This is a genomic window from Pseudomonas linyingensis, from assembly GCF_900109175.1.
Lineage (GTDB): Bacteria > Pseudomonadota > Gammaproteobacteria > Pseudomonadales > Pseudomonadaceae > Geopseudomonas > Geopseudomonas linyingensis.
This window is the reverse complement of record NZ_FNZE01000005.1, coordinates 67,359-85,160: the sequence shown is the minus strand read 5'-3', so window position 1 is coordinate 85,160 and position 17,802 is coordinate 67,359. Positions and strand designations below refer to the sequence as shown.

The following is a 17,802-nucleotide window of genomic DNA, read 5'->3' as shown; positions in this document are numbered from 1 at the left end:
GATCTGCGGTGCGGCGTAGGATTCTCTCCATCAACTTTCCACCCCGAATTCTGATCCAGAGGATAACGTCACTATGTTGGACGCCAACCTGAAAACCCAGTTGAAGGCCTACCTCGAGAAAGTCACCCTGCCGTTCGAGATCGTCGCGTCCCTGGATGACGGCGCCAAGTCGCGGGAAATGCTTGCCCTGCTCGAGGATATCAATGCCCTGAGCGATAAGATCACCCTGAGCACCGCCGGCAGCGATGCCCGCGTACCGTCGTTCAGCTTCCGCCGCGACGGCCAGGAAGTCGGCGTGCGCTTCGCGGGTCTGCCCATGGGCCACGAGTTCACCTCGCTGGTGCTGGCCCTGCTGCAGGTCGGCGGCTATCCGCCGAAGGTCTCCGACGAGGTGATCGCGCAGATCAAGGGCATCGAAGGCGAATTCAGCTTCGAAACCTACTTCTCGTTGTCCTGCCACAACTGCCCGGACGTGGTGCAGGCGCTGAACCTGATGGCGGTGCTCAACCCCAACATCAAGCACGTGGCCATCGACGGCGCGCTGTTCCAGGACGAAGTGAACCAGCGCCAGATCATGGCGGTGCCGAGCATCTACCTCAACGGCGAGCCCTTTGGTTCGGGCCGCATGGACATCGAGGAGATCCTCGCCAAGCTGGACACTGGCAGCGGTGCCCGTGACGCCGAAAAACTCAACGCCAGGACCGCCTTCGACGTGCTGGTGGTCGGTGGCGGCCCGGCCGGCGCTTCCGCCGCCATCTACGCCGCGCGCAAGGGTATCCGCACCGGTGTCGCCGCCGAGCGCTTCGGCGGCCAGGTGCTGGATACCATGGCCATCGAGAACTTCATCTCGGTGCAGGAAACCGAAGGCCCGAAACTGGCCCGCGCCCTGGAAGAGCACGTGCGCCAGTACGAGGTCGACATCATGAACCTGCAGCGCGCCAGCAAGCTGATTCCGGCCGAAACCGAGGACGGCCTGCACACCGTGCAATTCGACAACGGCGGCGAGCTGCAGGCGAAGACCGTGATCCTTGCCACCGGCGCCCGCTGGCGCGAGATGAACGTACCGGGCGAGCAGGAATACCGCGGCCGCGGCGTGGCCTACTGCCCGCACTGTGACGGTCCGCTGTTCAAGGGCAAGCGCGTGGCGGTGATCGGCGGCGGCAACTCCGGCGTCGAGGCGGCCATCGACCTGGCCGGCATCGTCGCCCACGTCACCCTGCTGGAGTTCGGCGAGCACCTGCGTGCCGACGCGGTGCTGCAGAACAAGCTGCGCAGCCTGTCCAACGTCACCGTCATCACCATGGCGCAGACCACCGAGGTGAAGGGCGACGGCCAGAAGGTCACCGGCCTGATCTACAAGGATCGCCACCACGACGAGGTGCACACCATCGAACTGGAAGGCATCTTCGTGCAGATCGGCCTGCTGCCCAACAGCGACTGGCTCAAGGGCACCCTCGAACTGAGCCGCTTCGGCGAGATCGTGGTGGATGCCAGGGGCCAGACCAGCGTCCCCGGCGTGTTCGCTGCCGGCGACGTGACCACTGTGCCCTACAAGCAGATCGTCATCGCCGTTGGCGAAGGTGCCAAGGCCTCGCTGAGCGCCTTCGACCACCTGATCCGCCAAGGCTGATCAGCCCTCCACTAGCAACTAGTAGCAACGCCCGCCGCGGAGTGATCCGCGGCGGGCGTTTTTTTGTGTTCGAAATCGATGAAGGGGCTTGGCTAAGCCTTAAATAGGAACTAATCTCAAATGAGATTTCCTAACAGGAGTGCTGCCATGACCTTTCTGATCGATGCCTGGCTGGATCGCCCGCAACCCTGGCTGCGTATCCTCGACCGCGACAGCGGCCGAGTCTGCGCCCAGTTCGGCCCGCAGGCCATCGCCGAACTGCAGGAGCAGGGCGACCTCGACCTGGCCAGCCTCACCAGCAGCGAGCCGTCGGTGCTCAAGGAGCTGCTGCACAACCTGTTCCTGTTCTACTACGCACGGGCACTGCAGCCGAGCATAACCTGAAGGGCCACTCCGCCGTGCCGGCCTGCAGATAGCCGAGGGCACGCGGCTCAGCTGGCAGGCACTGTGCTCAATCCCGCGGGAGGGAGAGGGCTGGGAAAAGGGGGACGCGGCGCAAGGGAAAGAAACCGTGCAAACAAAAATCCCCCCGCAGCGCGGACGCTGCGGGGGGATGTGTGGCTGGCGTCAGGCCAGATCGAAGCGGTCGGCGTTCATCACCTTGGTCCAGGCGGCGACGAAGTCCTTGACGAACTTCTCCTGGTTGTCGTCCTGGGCATAGACCTCAGCGTAGGCACGCAGCACCGAGTTGGAGCCGAACACCAGATCCACGCGAGTTGCGGTCCACTTGACCAGGTCGGTCTTGCGGTCGCGGATCTCGTACAGGTTGTTGCCGGTCGGCTTCCAGGTATTGGCCATGTCGGTGAGGTTGACGAAGAAGTCGTTGCTCAGCGCACCGACCCGATCGGTGAACACGCCATGCTTGCTGCCGCCATGGTTGGTGCCCAGCACGCGCATGCCGCCGACCAGCACGGTCATCTCGTGGGCGGTCAGGCCCATCAGCTGGGTACGGTCGAGCATCAGCTCCTCGGCGCTGACCTTGTAGTCCTTCTTCAGCCAGTTGCGATAGGCGTCATGGACCGGCTCCAGCACCTCGAAGGAGGCGGCGTCGGTCATCGCGTCGGTCGCATCGCCACGCCCCGGCGCGAACGGGACGCTGATGTCGAAGCCCGCGGCCTTGGCCGCCTGCTCGACGCCGAGGTTGCCGGCCAGCACGATGACGTCGGCCACGCTGGCACCGGTCTCCGCAGCGATTTTCTCGTATACCGCCAGCACCTTGGCCAGACGCGCCGGCTCGTTGCCTTCCCAGTCCTTCTGCGGAGCCAGCCGGATGCGCGCACCGTTGGCGCCACCACGCATGTCGGAGCCGCGGAAAGTCCGTGCGCTGTCCCAGGCGGTGTTGACCATCTCGCTCACGGACAGGCCGCTGGCAGCGATCTTCGCCTTCACGGCGGCGACATCGTAGTCACTGCGACCGGCCGGCACCGGGTCCTGCCAGAGAAGATCTTCCTGCGGTACATCCGGGCCGAGGTAGCGCACCTTGGGTCCCATGTCGCGGTGGATCAGCTTGAACCAGGCACGGGCGAACGCATCCTCGAAGGCTGCCGGGTCCTTTTGGAAGCGCTCGGAGATCTTGCGGTACTCCGGGTCCATCTTCATCGCCATGTCGGCGTCGGTCATCATCGGGTTGTAGCGAACCGAGGCATCCTCGGAACCGACCGGCTTGTCCTCTTCCTTGATGTCGATCGGTTCCCACTGATGGGCGCCGGCCGGGCTCAGCTTCTGTTCCCACTCGTGGTTGAGCAGCATGTCGAAGTAGCCGTAGTCCCACTGGGTCGGATTGGTGGTCCAGGCGCCTTCCAGGCCGCTGGTCACGGTGTCGCGACCGACGCCGCGCTTGGTCTTGTTGTTCCAGCCAAGGCCTTGCTCCTCGACGTCTGCCGCTTCCGGTTCCGGGCCGAGCAGCGCGGCGTCGCCGTTGCCATGCGCCTTGCCCACGGTGTGGCCGCCGGCGGTCAGGGCTACGGTTTCCTCGTCGTTCATCGCCATGCGCGCGAAGGTCTCGCGCACGTCCTTGGCGGTCTTGAGCGGATCGGGCTGGCCGTCGACGCCCTGCGGGTTGACGTAGATCAGGCCCATCATCACCGCGGCCAGCGGGTTCTCCAGATCGCGCTCGCCAGAGTAGCGGCTGTTGGGGTTCTCGGTGGGCGCCAGCCATTCCTTCTCCGAGCCCCAGTAGATGTCCTTCTCCGGACTCCAGATGTCCTCACGGCCGAAGCCGAAGCCGAAGGTCTTCAGGCCCATCGACTCGTAGGCCATGTTGCCAGCGAGGACGATCAGGTCGGCCCAGCTGAGCTTGTTGCCGTACTTCTTCTTGATCGGCCAGAGCAGACGACGCGCCTTGTCCAGGTTGGCGTTATCCGGCCAGGAATTCAGCGGCGCGAAGCGCTGGTTACCAGTACCGGCACCACCACGGCCGTCGGCCACGCGATAGGAGCCGGCGGCGTGCCAGGCCATGCGGATCATCAGTCCGCCGTAGTGGCCCCAGTCGGCCGGCCACCATTCCTGGCTGTCGGTCATCAGCGCCTGCAGGTCCTTCTTGAGCGCGGCGACGTCGAGCTTCTTGACCTCTTCCCGATAGTTGAAGGCCTTGCCCAGCGGGTTGGTCTTGCTGTCGTGCTGGTGGAGGATGTCCAGGTTGAGGGCATTCGGCCACCAATCCATGCTCGAGTTGCCGGTGGCCGAATTGGCGCCGTGCATCACCGGGCACTTGCCGGCAGTCTTCATATTGTTCTCACTCATATCCGTCTCCGATCATGTCTTCGTAGCCTGAAAATTGGCGCATCTTGCGACATACCCCCGGCAGAGGGTGGGTACGGTTCCGTGTGGGCTGCTCGAAACAGTCCTAACCTTTATAGCCCAGTCGTGCCGGAGCATAGCCAAAAAGGGCATGGATTAAATTTATCTGCCCGATAGGCAAAATTGCCCAGGTGCCGGGCCGCGATTTATCACTCGAATGGCTTGGGCTGACCACTGGGGCAGGCATGTCGAGGAGGGCAGCGGCCATGGCGGTATGTCGGCACTGATCCAAGCCCCTTTCGTCCTGAGACGCAGCGCCTTGCTGAAAATGGCGTCTGCTGTCTGGCCCATGTGCCATGCTTGCAATGATGTTCTTCCCGGCTGCCGTCTGGCGGGCCGGCGACAGATGAAGTCTGCGAGGAGGACAACGATGACAATGAAGAAACATCTGTTCTGCGTGGGTGCCGAGATCACGCCGCACTCGACCAACCCCTTGGCCGAGGAGTTCGTCAGTGCCCAGCTGAATGTCTATGTCGGCGCCAACGACTTGCACGAGGCGTTGCAGCGAGCCGAGGCGGCGCTGGGCCGGGATGGCTACGCGGTGAACTTCATCCGTGGCTGTTGGGTGGTCGATGTGGCCTGCAACGACGGCTTCTGTCCTGCCGACGCTCTGCCCACAGAGGTGAGTGGTGCGCTGTTGTTCAGTGACGCCGTCCACTATGGCGAACTGCGCGAGCTGACCACCGCCAACGATTACAACTACTGAGGGCCGCCGACGTGCGCCTGGCGTGGGTCGGGCGCACGTGCGGCGGTTCAACCGTCTTCGCCGTCGCCCAGCTAGGTGAGCCTGACGGGCATTGATCCGCACATTAACCCGAATGGGTGCTCCCGCAATGGAGCTCATGGCAGCTCCATTGCAAGACGAGCGCTTACTCCTCGAGCAGGCTGCGCAGCATCCAAGCGGTCTTTTCGTGCACTTCCAGGCGCTGGGTGAGCAGGTCGGCGGTCGGCTGATCGTTGGCCGCGTCGACCACCGGGAACAGCTTGCGCGCGGTGCGGGCGGTGGCTTCCTGGGCTTCGACCAGATGGCGGATCATGTCGGTCGCTTTTGGTACGCCTTCCACTTCCTTGATCGAGGCCAGCTTGACGAACTCCTTGTAGGTGCCCGGCGCCGGGTAGCCAAGGGCACGGACACGCTCGGCGATCATGTCTAGGGCGTTCCACTGCTCGGTGTACTGGGTCATGAACATCGTGTGCAGACTGTTGAACTGCGGGCCGGTCACGTTCCAGTGGAAGTTGTGGGTCATCAGATAGAGGGTGTAACTATCGGCCAGCAGTCCGGACAGGCCCTGGACGATTTTTTCGCGATCACCGGCGCTGATGCCGATATCGATGTTCTGCGCTTTAACTTTCTTGGTAGCCATGGGGCGTTCCTTATCAACTGGGCTGGTTCTAGCCCAAAGTGGTATCCAATACCATCGGCGCTCCCGCGCATGTATGTGCAGCAGGTCAAGACAGCTCGCTGGTGGCGGCCAGCGCCGCCTCTCCATTGCGCGGAGTTGCTCCGACAGTCACGACAGCTCCAGTGCCGAGATGCCTTCTCATTTGTAACCGGCTCGGGCTACCCCGGCAAGGGACGTCCGCAATTTCAATCGAACGGCTTGTGTTACGGGGTTTCGTTGTTCTACGCCTAAAGGAAGGGCTCGTTGCTGGGCGCGCTGTCACAGACGTTGGCGGCGCAGAGCAGGCTGGCGGTCAGCATCTTCCTCGGGGGGCTTCCTTGGTCGTTCTTCTCTCGGCTCACATTGATTATCCCGAGCGGGCCGATGCATTCCCTTGTTCTGGATCAGAGCGGAGGGTTTTTACGAAAGGGCATCCGCAACGGCTCAGCCGTCCTCGCCGTCGCCGCCCACGATCAAGCGACTCTCGTAGGCCGGTGCAGCGTAGATGCCGATCTGCGCCGACAGATCCAGCACCCGGGGCAGATCCACGGAGTAGACCAGCACCATCTGCAGTTCGTCCTCCATCGGTTCGCTGAAGTCGACCAGTACATAGCCCTCTTTCTCCGGGTACAGGCTGCTCAGCTGTACCTGGATGTGCTCCAGGGCGCTGAGCAGATCGTCCCGGGCCTTCAGAGTCAGAGGCACCGGCGCACCGAATGAGGCGAGTACCTGTTGGAACAATTCGTCGGCCTGGCTGGCCTGGATCAGCACATTATCCGGCAGGCTGCAGACCACCACCCATTCGCCCAGCGGGATGCTCAGGCTGTCGTCGTAGCCGGAGTCCGGATTGGTGGCGAGGAAGGCCGGCGGATCGGCATAGGCCAGGGCGGCCTCGCCGGCAATCCGCTGGATGTCTTCGTCACGCATGCAGCCCGAGCTGATCAGGGTGATCAGCTCCACCAGTTGCTCTTTCATGGGGGGGAGTCCTGCCTATACTTATAAGGTAAGGAGAGCAACATTCAGTCTAATCGCTAAACCGTGAAATGAACGGTGTTATGGCCCAGCCGTCGCAATGCCGCAACCATGGAGGTCTCGGCGGATGTCCAACGCAGCCCCTTTCGAGACGCATCACGAGCGTTACGATGCCTGGTTCGCCAGGCACGAGCCTGCGTACATTTCCGAACTGCTCGCCTTGCGCCACTTCGAGCAGCCAGCGCTTGCGCGAAAGTCGAAGCTGGCGTCCTTCCAGCCATAGCCGACGTGGCAGGACTGGCAGAACGCCTCGTTGGAGCGGTCGCCGATGCAGAAGCCGTTGCGCATGGTCTTGTTGCCCAGGCGCCGGCCTCACCCCTGCAACAGCCATTGCGGGCGCAGCAGCATGACCACGCCCAGAGCCAGCATGACCAAGCCGCTGAGGATCTTCAGCCCGCGCCCGGCCCGTGTCGACAGCTTGCGACTGCTCAGGGCGATCACCGCGGTGGCGACCATCAGCGCGTCGTCGGCGATGTAGCCGAGGATGTACAGGCCAAGGTAGGCGTAGTGGGCGAGGGTAGTCAGCCCCTGCCGGGTGAGTACCGCGGTGTACAGCGCCGGCAGGCGGGCGGTGCAGAGCAGCTCGATGAAGTTGACCATCACCGCCAAGGCCGCCACGCCGGCGAGTGCTGGCAGGAGACTGTCGGCCTGGAGGATGGCACGCATGCGTGCGTACAGACCGGGCTTGGCGGCAGCCGGGATCGACAGGCTAAAGTCGCCATTCGGGCGCAGTCCGTCGCGCAGGTTGACCACGCCGATGGCGATGGCAGCCGCGCTCAGCGCCCAGGCCAATAGGGTCGACAGCCCGACCAGCAGGAACAGGTTGAGCCAGGCGGCCATGAAGGCGTAGTAGACCGCGCCGCTGATCAGCACGAAGGTGCCGGCGATCAGCGCCATGCGCGTGCGGTCGCGCAGGTGGACCAGCAGCGAGAGCAGGAACAGCAGCACCCACATGGCGCAGGGGTTGAAGCCGTCGAGCAGGCCAAGGGCGAGGGTGAACAGCGGCAGGCCGAGGCGCTCCACGCTGAGGGTGCCGAACAGCCCGCTCTGGACGCTGGTGATTGCAGGCTGGCCGTCAGCGAGCAAGGCGAGCAGTTGTGCGCCGCTGTGCTCGGTGTCGTCGAAGCCCACCAGCACGCGGTCGCCAATCACGAAGGTCGGTACGCCTGGCGGCCAGTAGCCGGCCTGGCGGGAGATACGCAGCAGGTCGGCGCGCGCTCTGGCATCGCGGTCCACCGGACGCAGCACGATGCGCAACTCAGGGCGCTCGGCCGCCAGATCGGCGAGCCAAGCCTTGGCGGCGGCGCAGTGCAGGCAGCCGTCGCGGACGAAGACCTTGAGCACCGGCGACGTGGCTGGTGCTGTAGGGGACTCTACTGCTGATGCTGCGATGGGCTGCATCAGCAGCAGGATGAGCAGCGCGCAGAGTCGGCTGGCCATCCCTGCTGTAGCTTGACGCAGGAGTGCAGCCCTACTTCTTCATCGGGCAGGTCTTGATGCCGAGCAGGCTGTAGGCCGGGCACCAGCCGAGCAGGCCGGTGGCCAGCGGCAGGACGCCGATCCAGGCCCAGACCGGGCCGCCGGCGATGGCCCAGACGATCAGGGCGATGCCGACCACGATGCGGATGATCTTGTCGATGCCGCCAACGTTCGTTTGCATGGTGTTGCTCCTCTTCGGTGATCTACGGGTCGTGCCTGCGGGCACAGCCCTTGCCAATCCATCTGCGTTGTGAGGGCTGTTCAGTCGAATACCGGCAGGCTCGGCGTGACCACCGTCTTGCCGGCTGCGCTCCAGGCGTCGAAGCCGCCCGCGATCGACTGCACCTGCAGGTAGCCCATGTCGTGCAGGGCGCAGGCGGCCAGCGCGGCGCGGCCGCTGGTCTTGCAGTACAGGACGATGTTGAGATCGCGAGAGGTCAGCTCCGGAGTGTTGCTGAGCTTGAACTCCAGCAGGCCGCGGGGGATGCTCACCGCGCCGGGGATGTGTCCGGCGTGGAATTCGTCGGCCTCACGCACGTCGAGCAGCACGTCGGCGTCGCGGATCGCGGCGTCGGTGGCATCGAGGTCGATTTCTTGGATGCGGGCCTTGGCTTCGGCCACTAGATCATGGGCGCTTTTCACTGTCGCTTTCCTGCACTGTGGGTTTGAGGGGGAGAGGGCTGCCGGCGAGGCCGTGGCGGCGCAGGCTCAGGGCGTGATGGGTGGTCTGCGGATCGAGTTCGGCCAGCGCTTCGAACTGGCTGATGAACACCTTGCCGCCGAAATGCTCGAGGAAGTCGGACTGGCGCAGGCGATCCATCACCGGGCCCTTCACTTCCGAGAGGTGCAGCTGGATACCACCGACCTTGAGGCGCACGCTGATCGCTTCCAGGCTCTCCAGGGCGCTGGCGTCGATCAGGTTGACCGCCGGGCACATCAGCACCAGGTGCTCGACCTCTGGATGCTGGCTGACCAGTGCGGCAATGTGGTCCTCCAGGTAACGCGCATTGGGGAAGTACAGGCTCTCGTCGACGCGCACCGACAGGACCTTCGGGCTTTCCACCACGGCGAAGCGCTCGATGTTGCGAAAGTGCTCGCTGCCCGGCAGCTGGCCGACCACCGCCATGTGCGGCTGGCTGGTGCGCCAGAGGAACAGCAGCAGCGACAGGCCGACGCCGAGCAGGATGCCGGCCTCGACGCCGACCAGCAGCACGCCGAGCATGGTGGCGACCATGGCGGCGGCATCCTGTCGGGAGTAGCGCCAGGTGCGCTTCAATGCGCCCAGATCGACCAGGCTGAGTACGGCGACGATGATGGTGGCGGCCAGCACCGCCTGCGGCAGGTTGTGGAACAGTGGGGTGAAGAACAGCACGGTGATGGCGATGCCCACTGCGGTCAGCGCGCCGGCCAGCGGCGTCTGCGCGCCGGCATCGAAGTTGACCACCGAGCGGGCGAAGCCGCCGGTGACGGGGAAGCCGCCGCTCAGGGCTGCCGCCACGTTGGCGCTGCCGAGGGCGATCAGCTCCTGGTTGGGCTCGATGCGCTGGCGACGCTTGGCGGCGAGGGTCTGCGCCACCGACACCGATTCGACGAAGCCGATCAGGCTGATCAGCAGGGCGGCCGGCAGCAGCTGGGTGGCCAGTCCCAGGTCCAGCGGCGGCAGGCTGAACGCCGGCAGCCCGGTAGGTACGGCGCCAACCACGCGCACGCCGGCATCGGCGAGGCCGAGCAGGCTGACCGCCAGTACCGATGCCAGCAGGGCGACCACCGGACCAGCCTTAGACAGGTTGCCGGCCAGGCGCGGGGTGAAGCCCGCGGCCTGCAGCCAGCCGCTGAGCTTGTTGCGCACCAGAAACAGGAATACCAAGCTGCTGCCTCCGATGGCCAAGGTCGGCAGGTGGGTGGCGGGCAGGCCGAGCAGCAGGCCTTGGAGCAGCTCGATGGCGTGCTCGCCGGAGGCCTGAATGCCGAGGATGTGCTTGAGCTGGCCGAGGGCGATGAGGATGCCCGAGGCGCTGATGAAGCCGGAGATCACCGGATGGCTGAGGAAGTTGGCGAGAAAGCCCAGGCGCAGCACCGCCATCAGCAGCAGCATGGCGCCGGAGAGCATGGCCAGCAGCAGGGCGGCGCCGGCATATTCGGCGCTGCCGGCGGCGAACAGCGGCCCCAGCGCGGCGGCGGTCATCAGCGAGACCACCGCCACCGGGCCGACCGCCAGGGCTCGGCTGGTGCCGAACAGGGTGTAGGCCAGCAGCGGCAGGATGCTGGCGTACAGGCCGGTGACCGGCGGCAGCCCGGCGAGCATGGCGTAGGCCAGGCTCTGCGGGATCAGCATCAGGGTCACGATCACTGCCGCGAGGCCGTCCTTGCCGGCGGCCTCGCGGTCGTACTGCCGTGCCCATTCCAGGCAAGGCAGGTAGCGGGCGAGCCGCTCTCTCATTACTTCTTCTCCTGGGTGAAGTCACAGGCGGCGGGGGATTCCACCGGGCGCGGCTCGAAGTCCAGGTGCTTGGGTTCGGCCATCCACTCGTGGCCCTTGAGCATCAGGTCGAAGTAGATGCTCGGCATCCACTTGGTCTTCAGCTCCCAGGCCAGGCGACGCGGCACCCGTGGGTCGAGGGGGAAGGTGGGCAGCAGTTTGCCGCCATAGCCGAACTCGGCGAGGATCACCTTGCCGCGCTCGACGGTCAGCGGGCAGGAGCCGTAGCCATCGTAGATCGCCCGCAGGCCACGCCCGCCGAGCACGCTGAGCACGTTCTCGGCCACCACCGGCGCCTGCTTGCGCACCGCCGCGGCGGTCTTGGCGTTGGGCGCGGCGCAGACGTCGCCGAGGCTGAAGATGTTGCCGTAGCGCGGGTGGCGCAGGGTTTCGTGATCGGCCTCGACCCAGCCGTCGGAGTTGGCCAGCGGGCTGTTGCGGACGAAGTCCGGGGCGCGCTGCGGCGGCACCAAGTGTAGGAGATCGAACTCGCGCTCCACCGTGCTGGTCGTGCCGTCGGCCCCGGCGACCTTGAACCAGGCCTTGTGCGCCTCGCCGTCGACCTTGACCAGGGTCTCGTTGAAGTTGAGGTGGGCGCCGTAGCGCTCGACGTACTTCATCAGTGGCGGCACGAAGTCGGCAACGCCGAACAGCACCGCGCCGGCCGAGCAGAAGTCCACCTGGATGCTGGGCAGCACACCCTGCCGCAGCCAGTGGTCGCAGGACAGGTACATGGCCTTCTGCGGCGCGCCGGCGCATTTGATCGGCATCGGCGGCTGGGTGAACAGCGCCCGTCCGCTGCGCAGACCCTGTACCTGCTGCCAGGTGTAGGGCGCCAGCTCGAACACGTAGTTGCTGGTCACGCCGTTCTTGCCGAGGGTTTCCCGGGCGCCCTCGATGGCGTCCCAGTTTAGGGTCAGGCCGGGGCAGACGATCAGGGCGCGGTAGCCGAGGCGGCTGCCGTCTTCCAGCACCACCTGCTGCTGCTCCGGCTCGAAGGCGCTGGCGGCGGCGCGGATCCACTGCGCCTTGCTGGGGATGCAGCGGGCCATGGCGCGCTCGGTGCGCGCGCGGTCGAACACCCCGGCACCGACCAGGGTCCAGCCGGGCTGGTAGTAGTGCTGGTCGCGCGGCTCGACGATGGCGATGCGCAGACCCGGGTCGCGCTTGAGCAGGCTGGCGGTGACTGCGCAGCCGGCGGCGCCGCCACCGATAACCAGCACATCGTAGCGCGGCGTGTGCGCGTAGGCGGCCACCGGCTGGGGCTGGTTGGGCAGGGTCTGCCAGCGCTGCTCGAGGCGCGGCTGCAGGGCGGCAAGGTCGTAGCCGGCCTCCTTGGCGGTGGCCAGCAGCGCCTCGGGATCGAGGTGATGGGCCTCGGCCAGCGCCCACAGGGTGGTGGAGCGGGTGCCGGTGCGGCAGAAGGCTAGCACCGGGCCCTTCACCTGGTCGAGCAACTCGCGGAAGGCAATGACGTCCTGGTCGGTGATCTTGCCGGAAATCACCGGCAGGTCGTGGTACTCCAGGCCGGAGGCTTCGGCGGCGGTGCGCATTTCGGCGCTGCTCGGCTGGCCTTCGCCTTCGTTTTCCGGACGGTTGTTGATCACGCAGCGAAAGCCGCTGGCGGCCAGCGTGCCCATGTCCGCGGGTTCCAGCTGGCCAGCCACGGCGATGAACGGGGTGAGACGCTTGATCGGTTGCATCTTGTTGTTCTCCTCAGGGTTGCCTGGGCCGAATCAGAGCAGGTCGAGCGGGATCTTCAGGTAGCGGGTACCGTTGTCCTCGGCCGGTGGCAGCTCACCGGCGCGCATGTTGATCTGCACCGAGGGCAGGATCAGCGTCGGCATGCCGAGGGTGGCGTCGCGGGCGCTGCGCATGGCGACGAACTGCTCTTCGCCGATGCCCTGGTGGATGTGCACGTTGTTCTCGCGCTCGGCGCCGATGGTCGTCTCGTACAGATATTCCTCGCGACCCGGTGCCTTGTAGTCGTGGCACATGAACACCCGGGTGTCGTCCGGAAGGGCGAACAGCTTGTCGTGGATCGAGCGGTACATGGCATGCGCGTCGCCGCCGGGGAAGTCGCAGCGGGCGGTGCCGTAGTCGGGCATGAACAGGGTATCGCCGACGAAGGCGGCGTCGCCGATCAGGTAGGTCATGCACGCAGGGGTGTGCCCGGGGGTATGTATCGCGCGGGCCTCGACGCCGCCGACCTGGAAGGTCTCGCCGTCGTGGAACAGGTGATCGAACTGGCGGCCGTCGGTGGTGAACTCCGGCTCGACGTTGAACAGCTTGCCGAAGGTGTTCTGTACCACTGTGATGTGGTCGCCGATGGCCAGGGTGCCGCCGAGCTGTTCCTTGAGGTAGTGGCCGGAGCTGAGGTGGTCGGCGTGCACGTGGGTTTCGAGGATCCACTGTACCGTCAGGCCATGTTCGCGCACGTAGGCAATCAGCTGGTCGGCGCTGTGGTGTGAGGTACGTCCGGCGGCGGGATCGTAGTCCAGCACCGGATCGACCAGGGCGCACTGGCGGCTGTGCGGATCGCTCACCACGTAGCTGTAGGTGAAGGTGGCAGGATCGAAGAAGGCTTCAACATGGGCGTTCATGGGACGGTTCTCCGTGCGTGGCTGGATACCCGGCGGGGTATATCGTTCCTAAAGCCTACTGCTAATTTTGGTTCTATGCATAGAATTAATTCGTATATTCAAAGGCGGCCAATATCCTGGCCCTTCAGTGTGGACCAAGATGCCAGGCGGCGTGGTTTGCAGGGGGTATGGGGTGAGGGGGGGGCGATGTCAGAGGTTCATCCGGGGCTCCTGGTGTACTGGTTTATGCCCCGGATGAACAACCTACTGAGTGATCACGGCTAGATCGGGCCGGAAGGTTCGTTGCATGCGACTACCCCGCGTTGCCCACCTGGTTTTGTACGTTCGCCTGGGTGACGTTGCTGCCAGGAGGCACGCTGCGAGTCAGCCAGACGTTCCCGCCGATGGATGAGCCTGCCCCGATGGTGATACGCCCGAGAATGGTGGCCCCGGCGTAGATCACTACGTCGTCTTCAACGATAGGGTGGCGCGGTTGGCCCTTGATCAGCTGACCTGCCTCGTCGGCCTCGAAACGCTTGGCGCCCAAGGTCACCGCTTGGTAGATGCGTACCCGTTCACCGATCACGGCAGTTTCGCCGATGACCACGCCGGTGCCGTGGTCGATGAAGAAGCTGCGGCCGATCTGTGCGCCCGGATGGATGTCGATACCGGTGGCCGAATGCGCCAGCTCGGAGGTGATCCGCGCCAGCAGCGGTAGCCCGTCCCTGAACAGGTGATGGGCGATGCGGTGGTGGATCATGGCCCTGATTCCGGGATAGCACAGCAGTACCTCGTCGACGCTGCGCGCTGCCGGGTCGCCGCGAAAGGCCGCCATCACGTCGTCGTCGAGCAGTCGGTGCAGTTCGGGAAGCGTCAGGGCAAAGTCCTGCACGATGCGTCGAGCCTGTCGCTCGATCTCCAGGCTCGGTCGCAAACCATGACCCAGTTCCAGGCATACCTGTTGCAGCAGGGAGTTGAGCGCCTCGTCCAGGGTATGCCCGACGTAGAAATCCTCGCTTTCCTGGCGCAGGTCGGGCGGTCCCAGGAGCATGGGAAACAATGCGCCCGACAAAGTCTCGACCACCTCGGCCATGATCTTGCTCGACGGCAGCTCGCGTTCGTCCGGCTCGCTGCTGCGGCCATGTTGGGCCAGCCATTCGCAGCGAACGGCTCGCAATCTTTTGACAATGTTTTCCAACTGCCAGCCGTCCTGTCGCAAAGCTGCCAGCTTCAAGTGCTGATCGGTCATGTTGCCTCCCGAAGGGTCGTTGGTTCCCACGTGGGGTGGGAAGCCGTCGTGGCACTCCTTTCCTTGACTCGTCCATGCAGTAATGGTAGGCGAAAAAAAACCGGAGCATGGGCTCCGGTTTCGTGGACTTCGGCGGCAGTCAGGACGGGAACAGTTCGCCCAGCTTGAGGGCCAGCATCATGTCGCCTTCGGTGCGCAGCTTGCCGCCCATGAAGGCCTCCATGCCGCTGATCTCGCCCTTGAGGATGCCCTTGAGGGTGTCGCTGTTCATGATCAGGCTGACGCTGGGCGACGGGGCATCGCCGGGGGTGAGGGTGCAGGTGCCGTTCTTGATGCTCAGGTAGTAGTTTTCCGCGTCCTCGATATTGAACTGGAACACCATGTCGAGACCCGCAGCGGCGCTGGCGTTGAAGCGAGACTGCATGGTTTCGATGACTTTGGCGACGCTGCTCATGATTTCGTCCTTACTAATTGCGGAGGTGAGTTCGTGCCGGCGGCAGGCGGCTTCATGCCAGCGAGCGTATGGGGCGCCCCGTGGGCTGTCAACGGCCAGGCATACGTGCGTTTGAATCGCCACCGGGCCCCCGCGCCAGCGCCTGCGGCTGGCCGCCATCGGGCTGCGCCGGTATGCTTGGCCCATTGACGCTCGCTGTGGAGCGCCTTCGCCATCCAAGGAGAATCCGTGGAGTTTCTTGTCGAGTATGCCGGTTTCCTGGCCAGGACAGCGACCGTGCTGGCGGCCATCCTCATCGTCCTGGTCGCCATTGCCGTGATGCGCCAACGCGAGCGGCGCGCCGGTGGGCATCTCGAAGTGCACAAGCTCAATGACTTCTACAAGAGCCTGCGCGACCGCCTGCAGGATGGCGTGCTGGACAAGGAGCAGCTCAAGGCGCTGCGCAAGCAGGAGGCCAAGGCCGAGAAGGCCGAGAAGAAGGCTGCCGGCCACAAGCCGCGGGTCTACGTGCTGGACTTCGACGGCGACATCAAGGCCTCGGCCGGCGAGCACCTGCGCCATGAAGTCACCGCGCTGCTGACCCTGGCCACCCCGCAGGACGAAGTGGTGGTGCGTCTGGAAAGCGGCGGCGGCATGGTGCACAGCTACGGCCTGGCCTCTTCGCAGCTGGCGCGCATCCGCCAGGCCGGCGTGCCGCTGACCGTGTGCGTCGACAAGGTGGCCGCCAGCGGCGGCTACATGATGGCCTGCATCGGCGAGAAGATCCTCGCCGCACCCTTCGCCATCCTCGGCTCCATCGGCGTGGTGGCGCAGCTGCCCAACTTCCACCGCCTGCTGAAGAAGCATGCCATCGACTTCGAGGTGCTCACCGCCGGCGAGTACAAGCGCACCCTGACCGTGTTCGGCGAGAACACCGACAAGGGCCGGGAGAAGTTCCAGGAAGACCTGGACATCACCCACGAACTGTTCAAGAACTTCGTCGCCCGCTACCGCCCGCAGCTGGCCATCGACGAGGTCGCCACCGGCGAGGTCTGGCTCGGCCAGGCGGCGCTGGGCATGCGGCTGGTCGACGAGCTGAAGACCAGTGATGAGTACCTGTCCGAGCGTGCCCAGCACGTCGAGCTGTTCCAGCTGCGCTACCACGAGAAGAAGAGCCTGCAGGAACGCGTCGGCTTGGCCACCAGCCTGGTGCTCGACACCGTGCTGCTGCGCTGGTGGAGCCGTCTTTCCCAGCCGCGTTTCTGGCAGTAATCCCGTTTTCGCAGCAAGGAGTCGATGATGAGCCGTTTCAAGGCCCTGTGGGTCACCGAAAGTCGCCCAGGGGTATTCGATCAACAGGTGATCGAGCGCGATCTCGCCGAACTGCCCGCGGGGGAGGTGCTGATTCGCGTGCGCTACTCCTCGCTCAACTTCAAGGATGCGCTGTCCGCCACCGGCGCCCGCGGGGTGACCCGTCACTATCCGCAAACGCCCGGCATCGATGCGGCCGGCGAGGTGGTGGAGTCCGCCTCCAGCGAGTTTCAGCCCGGCGACGAGGTGATCGTCACCGGCTATGACCTGGGCATGGATACCTCCGGTGGCTTTGCCCAGTACATCCGCGTGCCGGCCGCCTGGGTGGTGCGTTGCCCGGCCGGCATGAGCCCACGCGAAGCCATGCTGCTGGGCACCGCCGGTCTCACCGCCGGTTTGTGCGTGGAAAAGCTGCAGCATGTCGGTCTCGATGCCAGCGCCGGCTCGGTGCTGGTCACCGGGGCCTGCGGGGGGGTGGGCAGCGTCGCGGTGCTTTTGCTGACCCGCCTCGGCTACACCGTGGCGGCCTCCACCGGCAAGCTGCAGCAGGTCGAGTTCCTCCACCGGCTCGGCGCGCAGCAGATCATCGACCGGGCCGTGCTGCTCGACGGTGCCGACAAGCCGCTGCTGAAGATGCAGTGGGCCGGTGCGGTGGATTCGGTGGGTGGCGATCTCCTGTTCAACGTGGTCAAGTCGCTTCAGTACGGCGCCAGCGTGGCCTGCTGCGGGCTGACCGCCGGCGCGGCGATGGCCACTGCCTCGGTGCTGCCGTTCATCCTGCGCGGGGTCAACCTGCTCGGCATCGACTCGGTGGAGCTGCCGCGCGCGGTCAAGGCGGCGATGTGGCAGAAGCTGGCCGGTCCGTGGAAGCTCGAGGGCCTGGAGCAGCTGGGCCACGAGATCGGCCTCGAGGAGTTGCCGGAGGCGATCAAGCGCATCCTCGCCGGGCGCATGGTGGGCCGCGTGCTGGTGCGGGTCGACTGAAGCGGTTGCGAGCAGAAAATTGTTTCGATGTTATTCATATTCCTTAGACCTTAGTCTAAGATATGCACCATCAAAACCGGTCCACCGAGGACAGTGCTCGTGAACGATCCCCAGCTAAAGAACCTGCTTGATGATCTGGATTCCACCAAGGCCGCGGGCGATGGCGTCAGCCGTCTGGTGGTGACCCGCCTGGCCAAGAAGCACATCCCGTATCGGGTGATGCTGGGGCGTCTGGAGCTGCAAGACAAGGTTGTTTATCCGCACTTCTGGGTAGAGGCGGAAGGCTGCGTCATCGACTACCGCGCCGCCCAGCAGCTGGACGACAAGAGCGGTGTGCCGCACGGCGTGATTCCCCTGGAGTCGGTCAAGGGCCGTTATCAGGGTCAGGAAATCGTCATCGATCCGCTTCCCGACTACCTGTACGAGCAGCTGAATCGCTGAG

At 65.0% G+C, this 17,802-nt stretch carries 18 protein-coding genes; 6 read left to right on the top strand and 12 right to left on the bottom strand.

All coding sequences use genetic code 11. The features are described 5' to 3' along the window. Positions 1-73: 73 nt before the first annotated feature. Both ahpF and BMZ19_RS07815 read left to right on the top strand, forming a co-directional pair. Positions 74-1,630: an alkyl hydroperoxide reductase subunit F gene (gene ahpF, locus BMZ19_RS07820; RefSeq protein ID WP_090309391.1), complete on the top strand. Its 1,557-nt coding sequence runs from the start codon at positions 74-76 to the stop codon at positions 1,628-1,630. Positions 1,631-1,777: 147 nt separating this feature from the next. Continuing rightward, on the top strand, positions 1,778-2,014 hold the full coding sequence (locus BMZ19_RS07815) for a hypothetical protein (protein ID WP_090309388.1): 237 nt from the start codon (positions 1,778-1,780) through the stop codon (positions 2,012-2,014). Between the two features lie 183 nt (positions 2,015-2,197). Here the strand turns inward: BMZ19_RS07815 and katG are convergent, their stop codons facing one another. After that, positions 2,198-4,372 (bottom strand): catalase/peroxidase HPI, encoded by a 2,175-nt coding sequence (gene katG / locus BMZ19_RS07810; RefSeq protein WP_090309385.1) that lies wholly within the window; start codon positions 4,370-4,372, stop codon positions 2,198-2,200. A gap of 427 nt (positions 4,373-4,799) precedes the next feature. Between katG and BMZ19_RS07805 the strand changes: the two genes are divergently transcribed. After that, a complete protein-coding gene (locus BMZ19_RS07805) occupies positions 4,800-5,135 on the top strand; it encodes a hypothetical protein (protein WP_139214646.1) in 336 nt (111 codons plus the stop codon). Positions 5,136-5,298: 163 nt separating this feature from the next. Here BMZ19_RS07805 and BMZ19_RS07800 read toward each other — a convergent pair whose 3' ends face one another. From BMZ19_RS07800 to BMZ19_RS07750, 11 genes are all read right to left on the bottom strand, one after another. Next, positions 5,299-5,793, bottom strand: a complete 495-nt coding sequence (locus BMZ19_RS07800; protein ID WP_090309380.1) for a Dps family protein — start codon at positions 5,791-5,793, stop codon at positions 5,299-5,301. Positions 5,794-6,255: 462 nt separating this feature from the next. Then, a complete protein-coding gene (locus tag BMZ19_RS07795) occupies positions 6,256-6,786 on the bottom strand; it encodes a hypothetical protein (protein ID WP_090309377.1) in 531 nt (176 codons plus the stop codon). A 162-nt stretch (positions 6,787-6,948) separates the two neighbouring features. Next, the gene (locus tag BMZ19_RS22350) at positions 6,949-7,131 is read right to left on the bottom strand and encodes a hypothetical protein (protein ID WP_090309373.1); all 183 of its coding nucleotides are present in this window, start codon (positions 7,129-7,131) and stop codon (positions 6,949-6,951) included. A gap of 24 nt (positions 7,132-7,155) precedes the next feature. After that, on the bottom strand, positions 7,156-8,283 hold the full coding sequence (locus BMZ19_RS07785; RefSeq protein ID WP_139214645.1) for a glutaredoxin family protein: 1,128 nt from the start codon (positions 8,281-8,283) through the stop codon (positions 7,156-7,158). Positions 8,284-8,314: 31 nt separating this feature from the next. Beyond that, the gene (locus BMZ19_RS07780; protein WP_090309370.1) at positions 8,315-8,503 is read right to left on the bottom strand and encodes a YgaP family membrane protein; all 189 of its coding nucleotides are present in this window, start codon (positions 8,501-8,503) and stop codon (positions 8,315-8,317) included. 80 nt (positions 8,504-8,583) lie between these two features. Beyond that, entirely contained in the window at positions 8,584-8,964 is a 381-nt protein-coding gene (locus tag BMZ19_RS07775; RefSeq protein ID WP_090309367.1) for a rhodanese-like domain-containing protein, read from the bottom strand. Continuing rightward, positions 8,948-10,762, bottom strand: coding sequence for a SulP family inorganic anion transporter (locus BMZ19_RS07770; RefSeq protein ID WP_090309364.1), 1,815 nt, complete (start codon positions 10,760-10,762; stop codon positions 8,948-8,950). The genes BMZ19_RS07775 and BMZ19_RS07770 overlap by 17 nt, the downstream gene beginning before the upstream one ends. Further along, positions 10,762-12,504: a bifunctional protein tyrosine phosphatase family protein/NAD(P)/FAD-dependent oxidoreductase gene (locus BMZ19_RS07765; RefSeq protein WP_090309361.1), complete on the bottom strand. Its 1,743-nt coding sequence runs from the start codon at positions 12,502-12,504 to the stop codon at positions 10,762-10,764. Before BMZ19_RS07765 ends, BMZ19_RS07770 begins: the two co-directional genes overlap by 1 nt. A gap of 33 nt (positions 12,505-12,537) precedes the next feature. Beyond that, positions 12,538-13,404: an MBL fold metallo-hydrolase gene (locus BMZ19_RS07760; RefSeq protein WP_090309358.1), complete on the bottom strand. Its 867-nt coding sequence runs from the start codon at positions 13,402-13,404 to the stop codon at positions 12,538-12,540. Between the two features lie 292 nt (positions 13,405-13,696). After that, on the bottom strand, positions 13,697-14,632 hold the full coding sequence (gene epsC / locus BMZ19_RS07755) for a serine O-acetyltransferase EpsC (protein WP_090309355.1): 936 nt from the start codon (positions 14,630-14,632) through the stop codon (positions 13,697-13,699). 139 nt (positions 14,633-14,771) lie between these two features. Next, positions 14,772-15,086, bottom strand: a complete 315-nt coding sequence (locus tag BMZ19_RS07750; RefSeq protein WP_090309353.1) for an SCP2 sterol-binding domain-containing protein — start codon at positions 15,084-15,086, stop codon at positions 14,772-14,774. A 228-nt stretch (positions 15,087-15,314) separates the two neighbouring features. Here BMZ19_RS07750 and sohB point away from each other — a divergent pair, with 228 nt between their 5' ends. The 3 genes from sohB (at position 15,315) to BMZ19_RS07735 (ending at position 17,801) form a co-directional block, all read left to right on the top strand. Continuing rightward, positions 15,315-16,337, top strand: a complete 1,023-nt coding sequence (sohB, locus tag BMZ19_RS07745) for a protease SohB (RefSeq protein WP_090309350.1) — start codon at positions 15,315-15,317, stop codon at positions 16,335-16,337. A gap of 27 nt (positions 16,338-16,364) precedes the next feature. Beyond that, the gene (locus BMZ19_RS07740) at positions 16,365-17,360 is read left to right on the top strand and encodes a YhdH/YhfP family quinone oxidoreductase (protein ID WP_090309348.1); all 996 of its coding nucleotides are present in this window, start codon (positions 16,365-16,367) and stop codon (positions 17,358-17,360) included. 99 nt (positions 17,361-17,459) lie between these two features. Further along, positions 17,460-17,801: a hypothetical protein gene (locus tag BMZ19_RS07735; protein WP_090309345.1), complete on the top strand. Its 342-nt coding sequence runs from the start codon at positions 17,460-17,462 to the stop codon at positions 17,799-17,801. The last annotated feature ends 1 nt before the right edge of the window (position 17,802 follow it).

Bases quoted from the DNA above. Each gene is read 5' to 3' on its own strand.
- epsC (WP_090309355.1), bottom strand. From the start codon at position 14,632: ATGACCGATCAGCACTTGAAGCTGGCAGCTTTGCGACAGGACGGCTGG.
- BMZ19_RS07780 (WP_090309370.1), bottom strand. From the start codon at position 8,503: ATGCAAACGAACGTTGGCGGCATCGACAAGATCATCCGCATCGTGGTC.
- katG (WP_090309385.1), bottom strand. From the start codon at position 4,372: ATGAGTGAGAACAATATGAAGACTGCCGGCAAGTGCCCGGTGATGCAC.
- BMZ19_RS07795 (WP_090309377.1), bottom strand. From the start codon at position 6,786: ATGAAAGAGCAACTGGTGGAGCTGATCACCCTGATCAGCTCGGGCTGC.
- BMZ19_RS07785 (WP_139214645.1), bottom strand. From the start codon at position 8,283: ATGGCCAGCCGACTCTGCGCGCTGCTCATCCTGCTGCTGATGCAGCCC.
- BMZ19_RS07815 (WP_090309388.1), top strand. From the start codon at position 1,778: ATGACCTTTCTGATCGATGCCTGGCTGGATCGCCCGCAACCCTGGCTG.
- BMZ19_RS22350 (WP_090309373.1), bottom strand. From the start codon at position 7,131: ATGCGCAACGGCTTCTGCATCGGCGACCGCTCCAACGAGGCGTTCTGC.
- BMZ19_RS07740 (WP_090309348.1), top strand. From the start codon at position 16,365: ATGAGCCGTTTCAAGGCCCTGTGGGTCACCGAAAGTCGCCCAGGGGTA.
- BMZ19_RS07765 (WP_090309361.1), bottom strand. From the start codon at position 12,504: ATGCAACCGATCAAGCGTCTCACCCCGTTCATCGCCGTGGCTGGCCAG.
- BMZ19_RS07805 (WP_139214646.1), top strand. From the start codon at position 4,800: ATGACAATGAAGAAACATCTGTTCTGCGTGGGTGCCGAGATCACGCCG.
- BMZ19_RS07800 (WP_090309380.1), bottom strand. From the start codon at position 5,793: ATGGCTACCAAGAAAGTTAAAGCGCAGAACATCGATATCGGCATCAGC.
- BMZ19_RS07770 (WP_090309364.1), bottom strand. From the start codon at position 10,762: ATGAGAGAGCGGCTCGCCCGCTACCTGCCTTGCCTGGAATGGGCACGG.
- BMZ19_RS07760 (WP_090309358.1), bottom strand. From the start codon at position 13,404: ATGAACGCCCATGTTGAAGCCTTCTTCGATCCTGCCACCTTCACCTAC.
- ahpF (WP_090309391.1), top strand. From the start codon at position 74: ATGTTGGACGCCAACCTGAAAACCCAGTTGAAGGCCTACCTCGAGAAA.
- BMZ19_RS07750 (WP_090309353.1), bottom strand. From the start codon at position 15,086: ATGAGCAGCGTCGCCAAAGTCATCGAAACCATGCAGTCTCGCTTCAAC.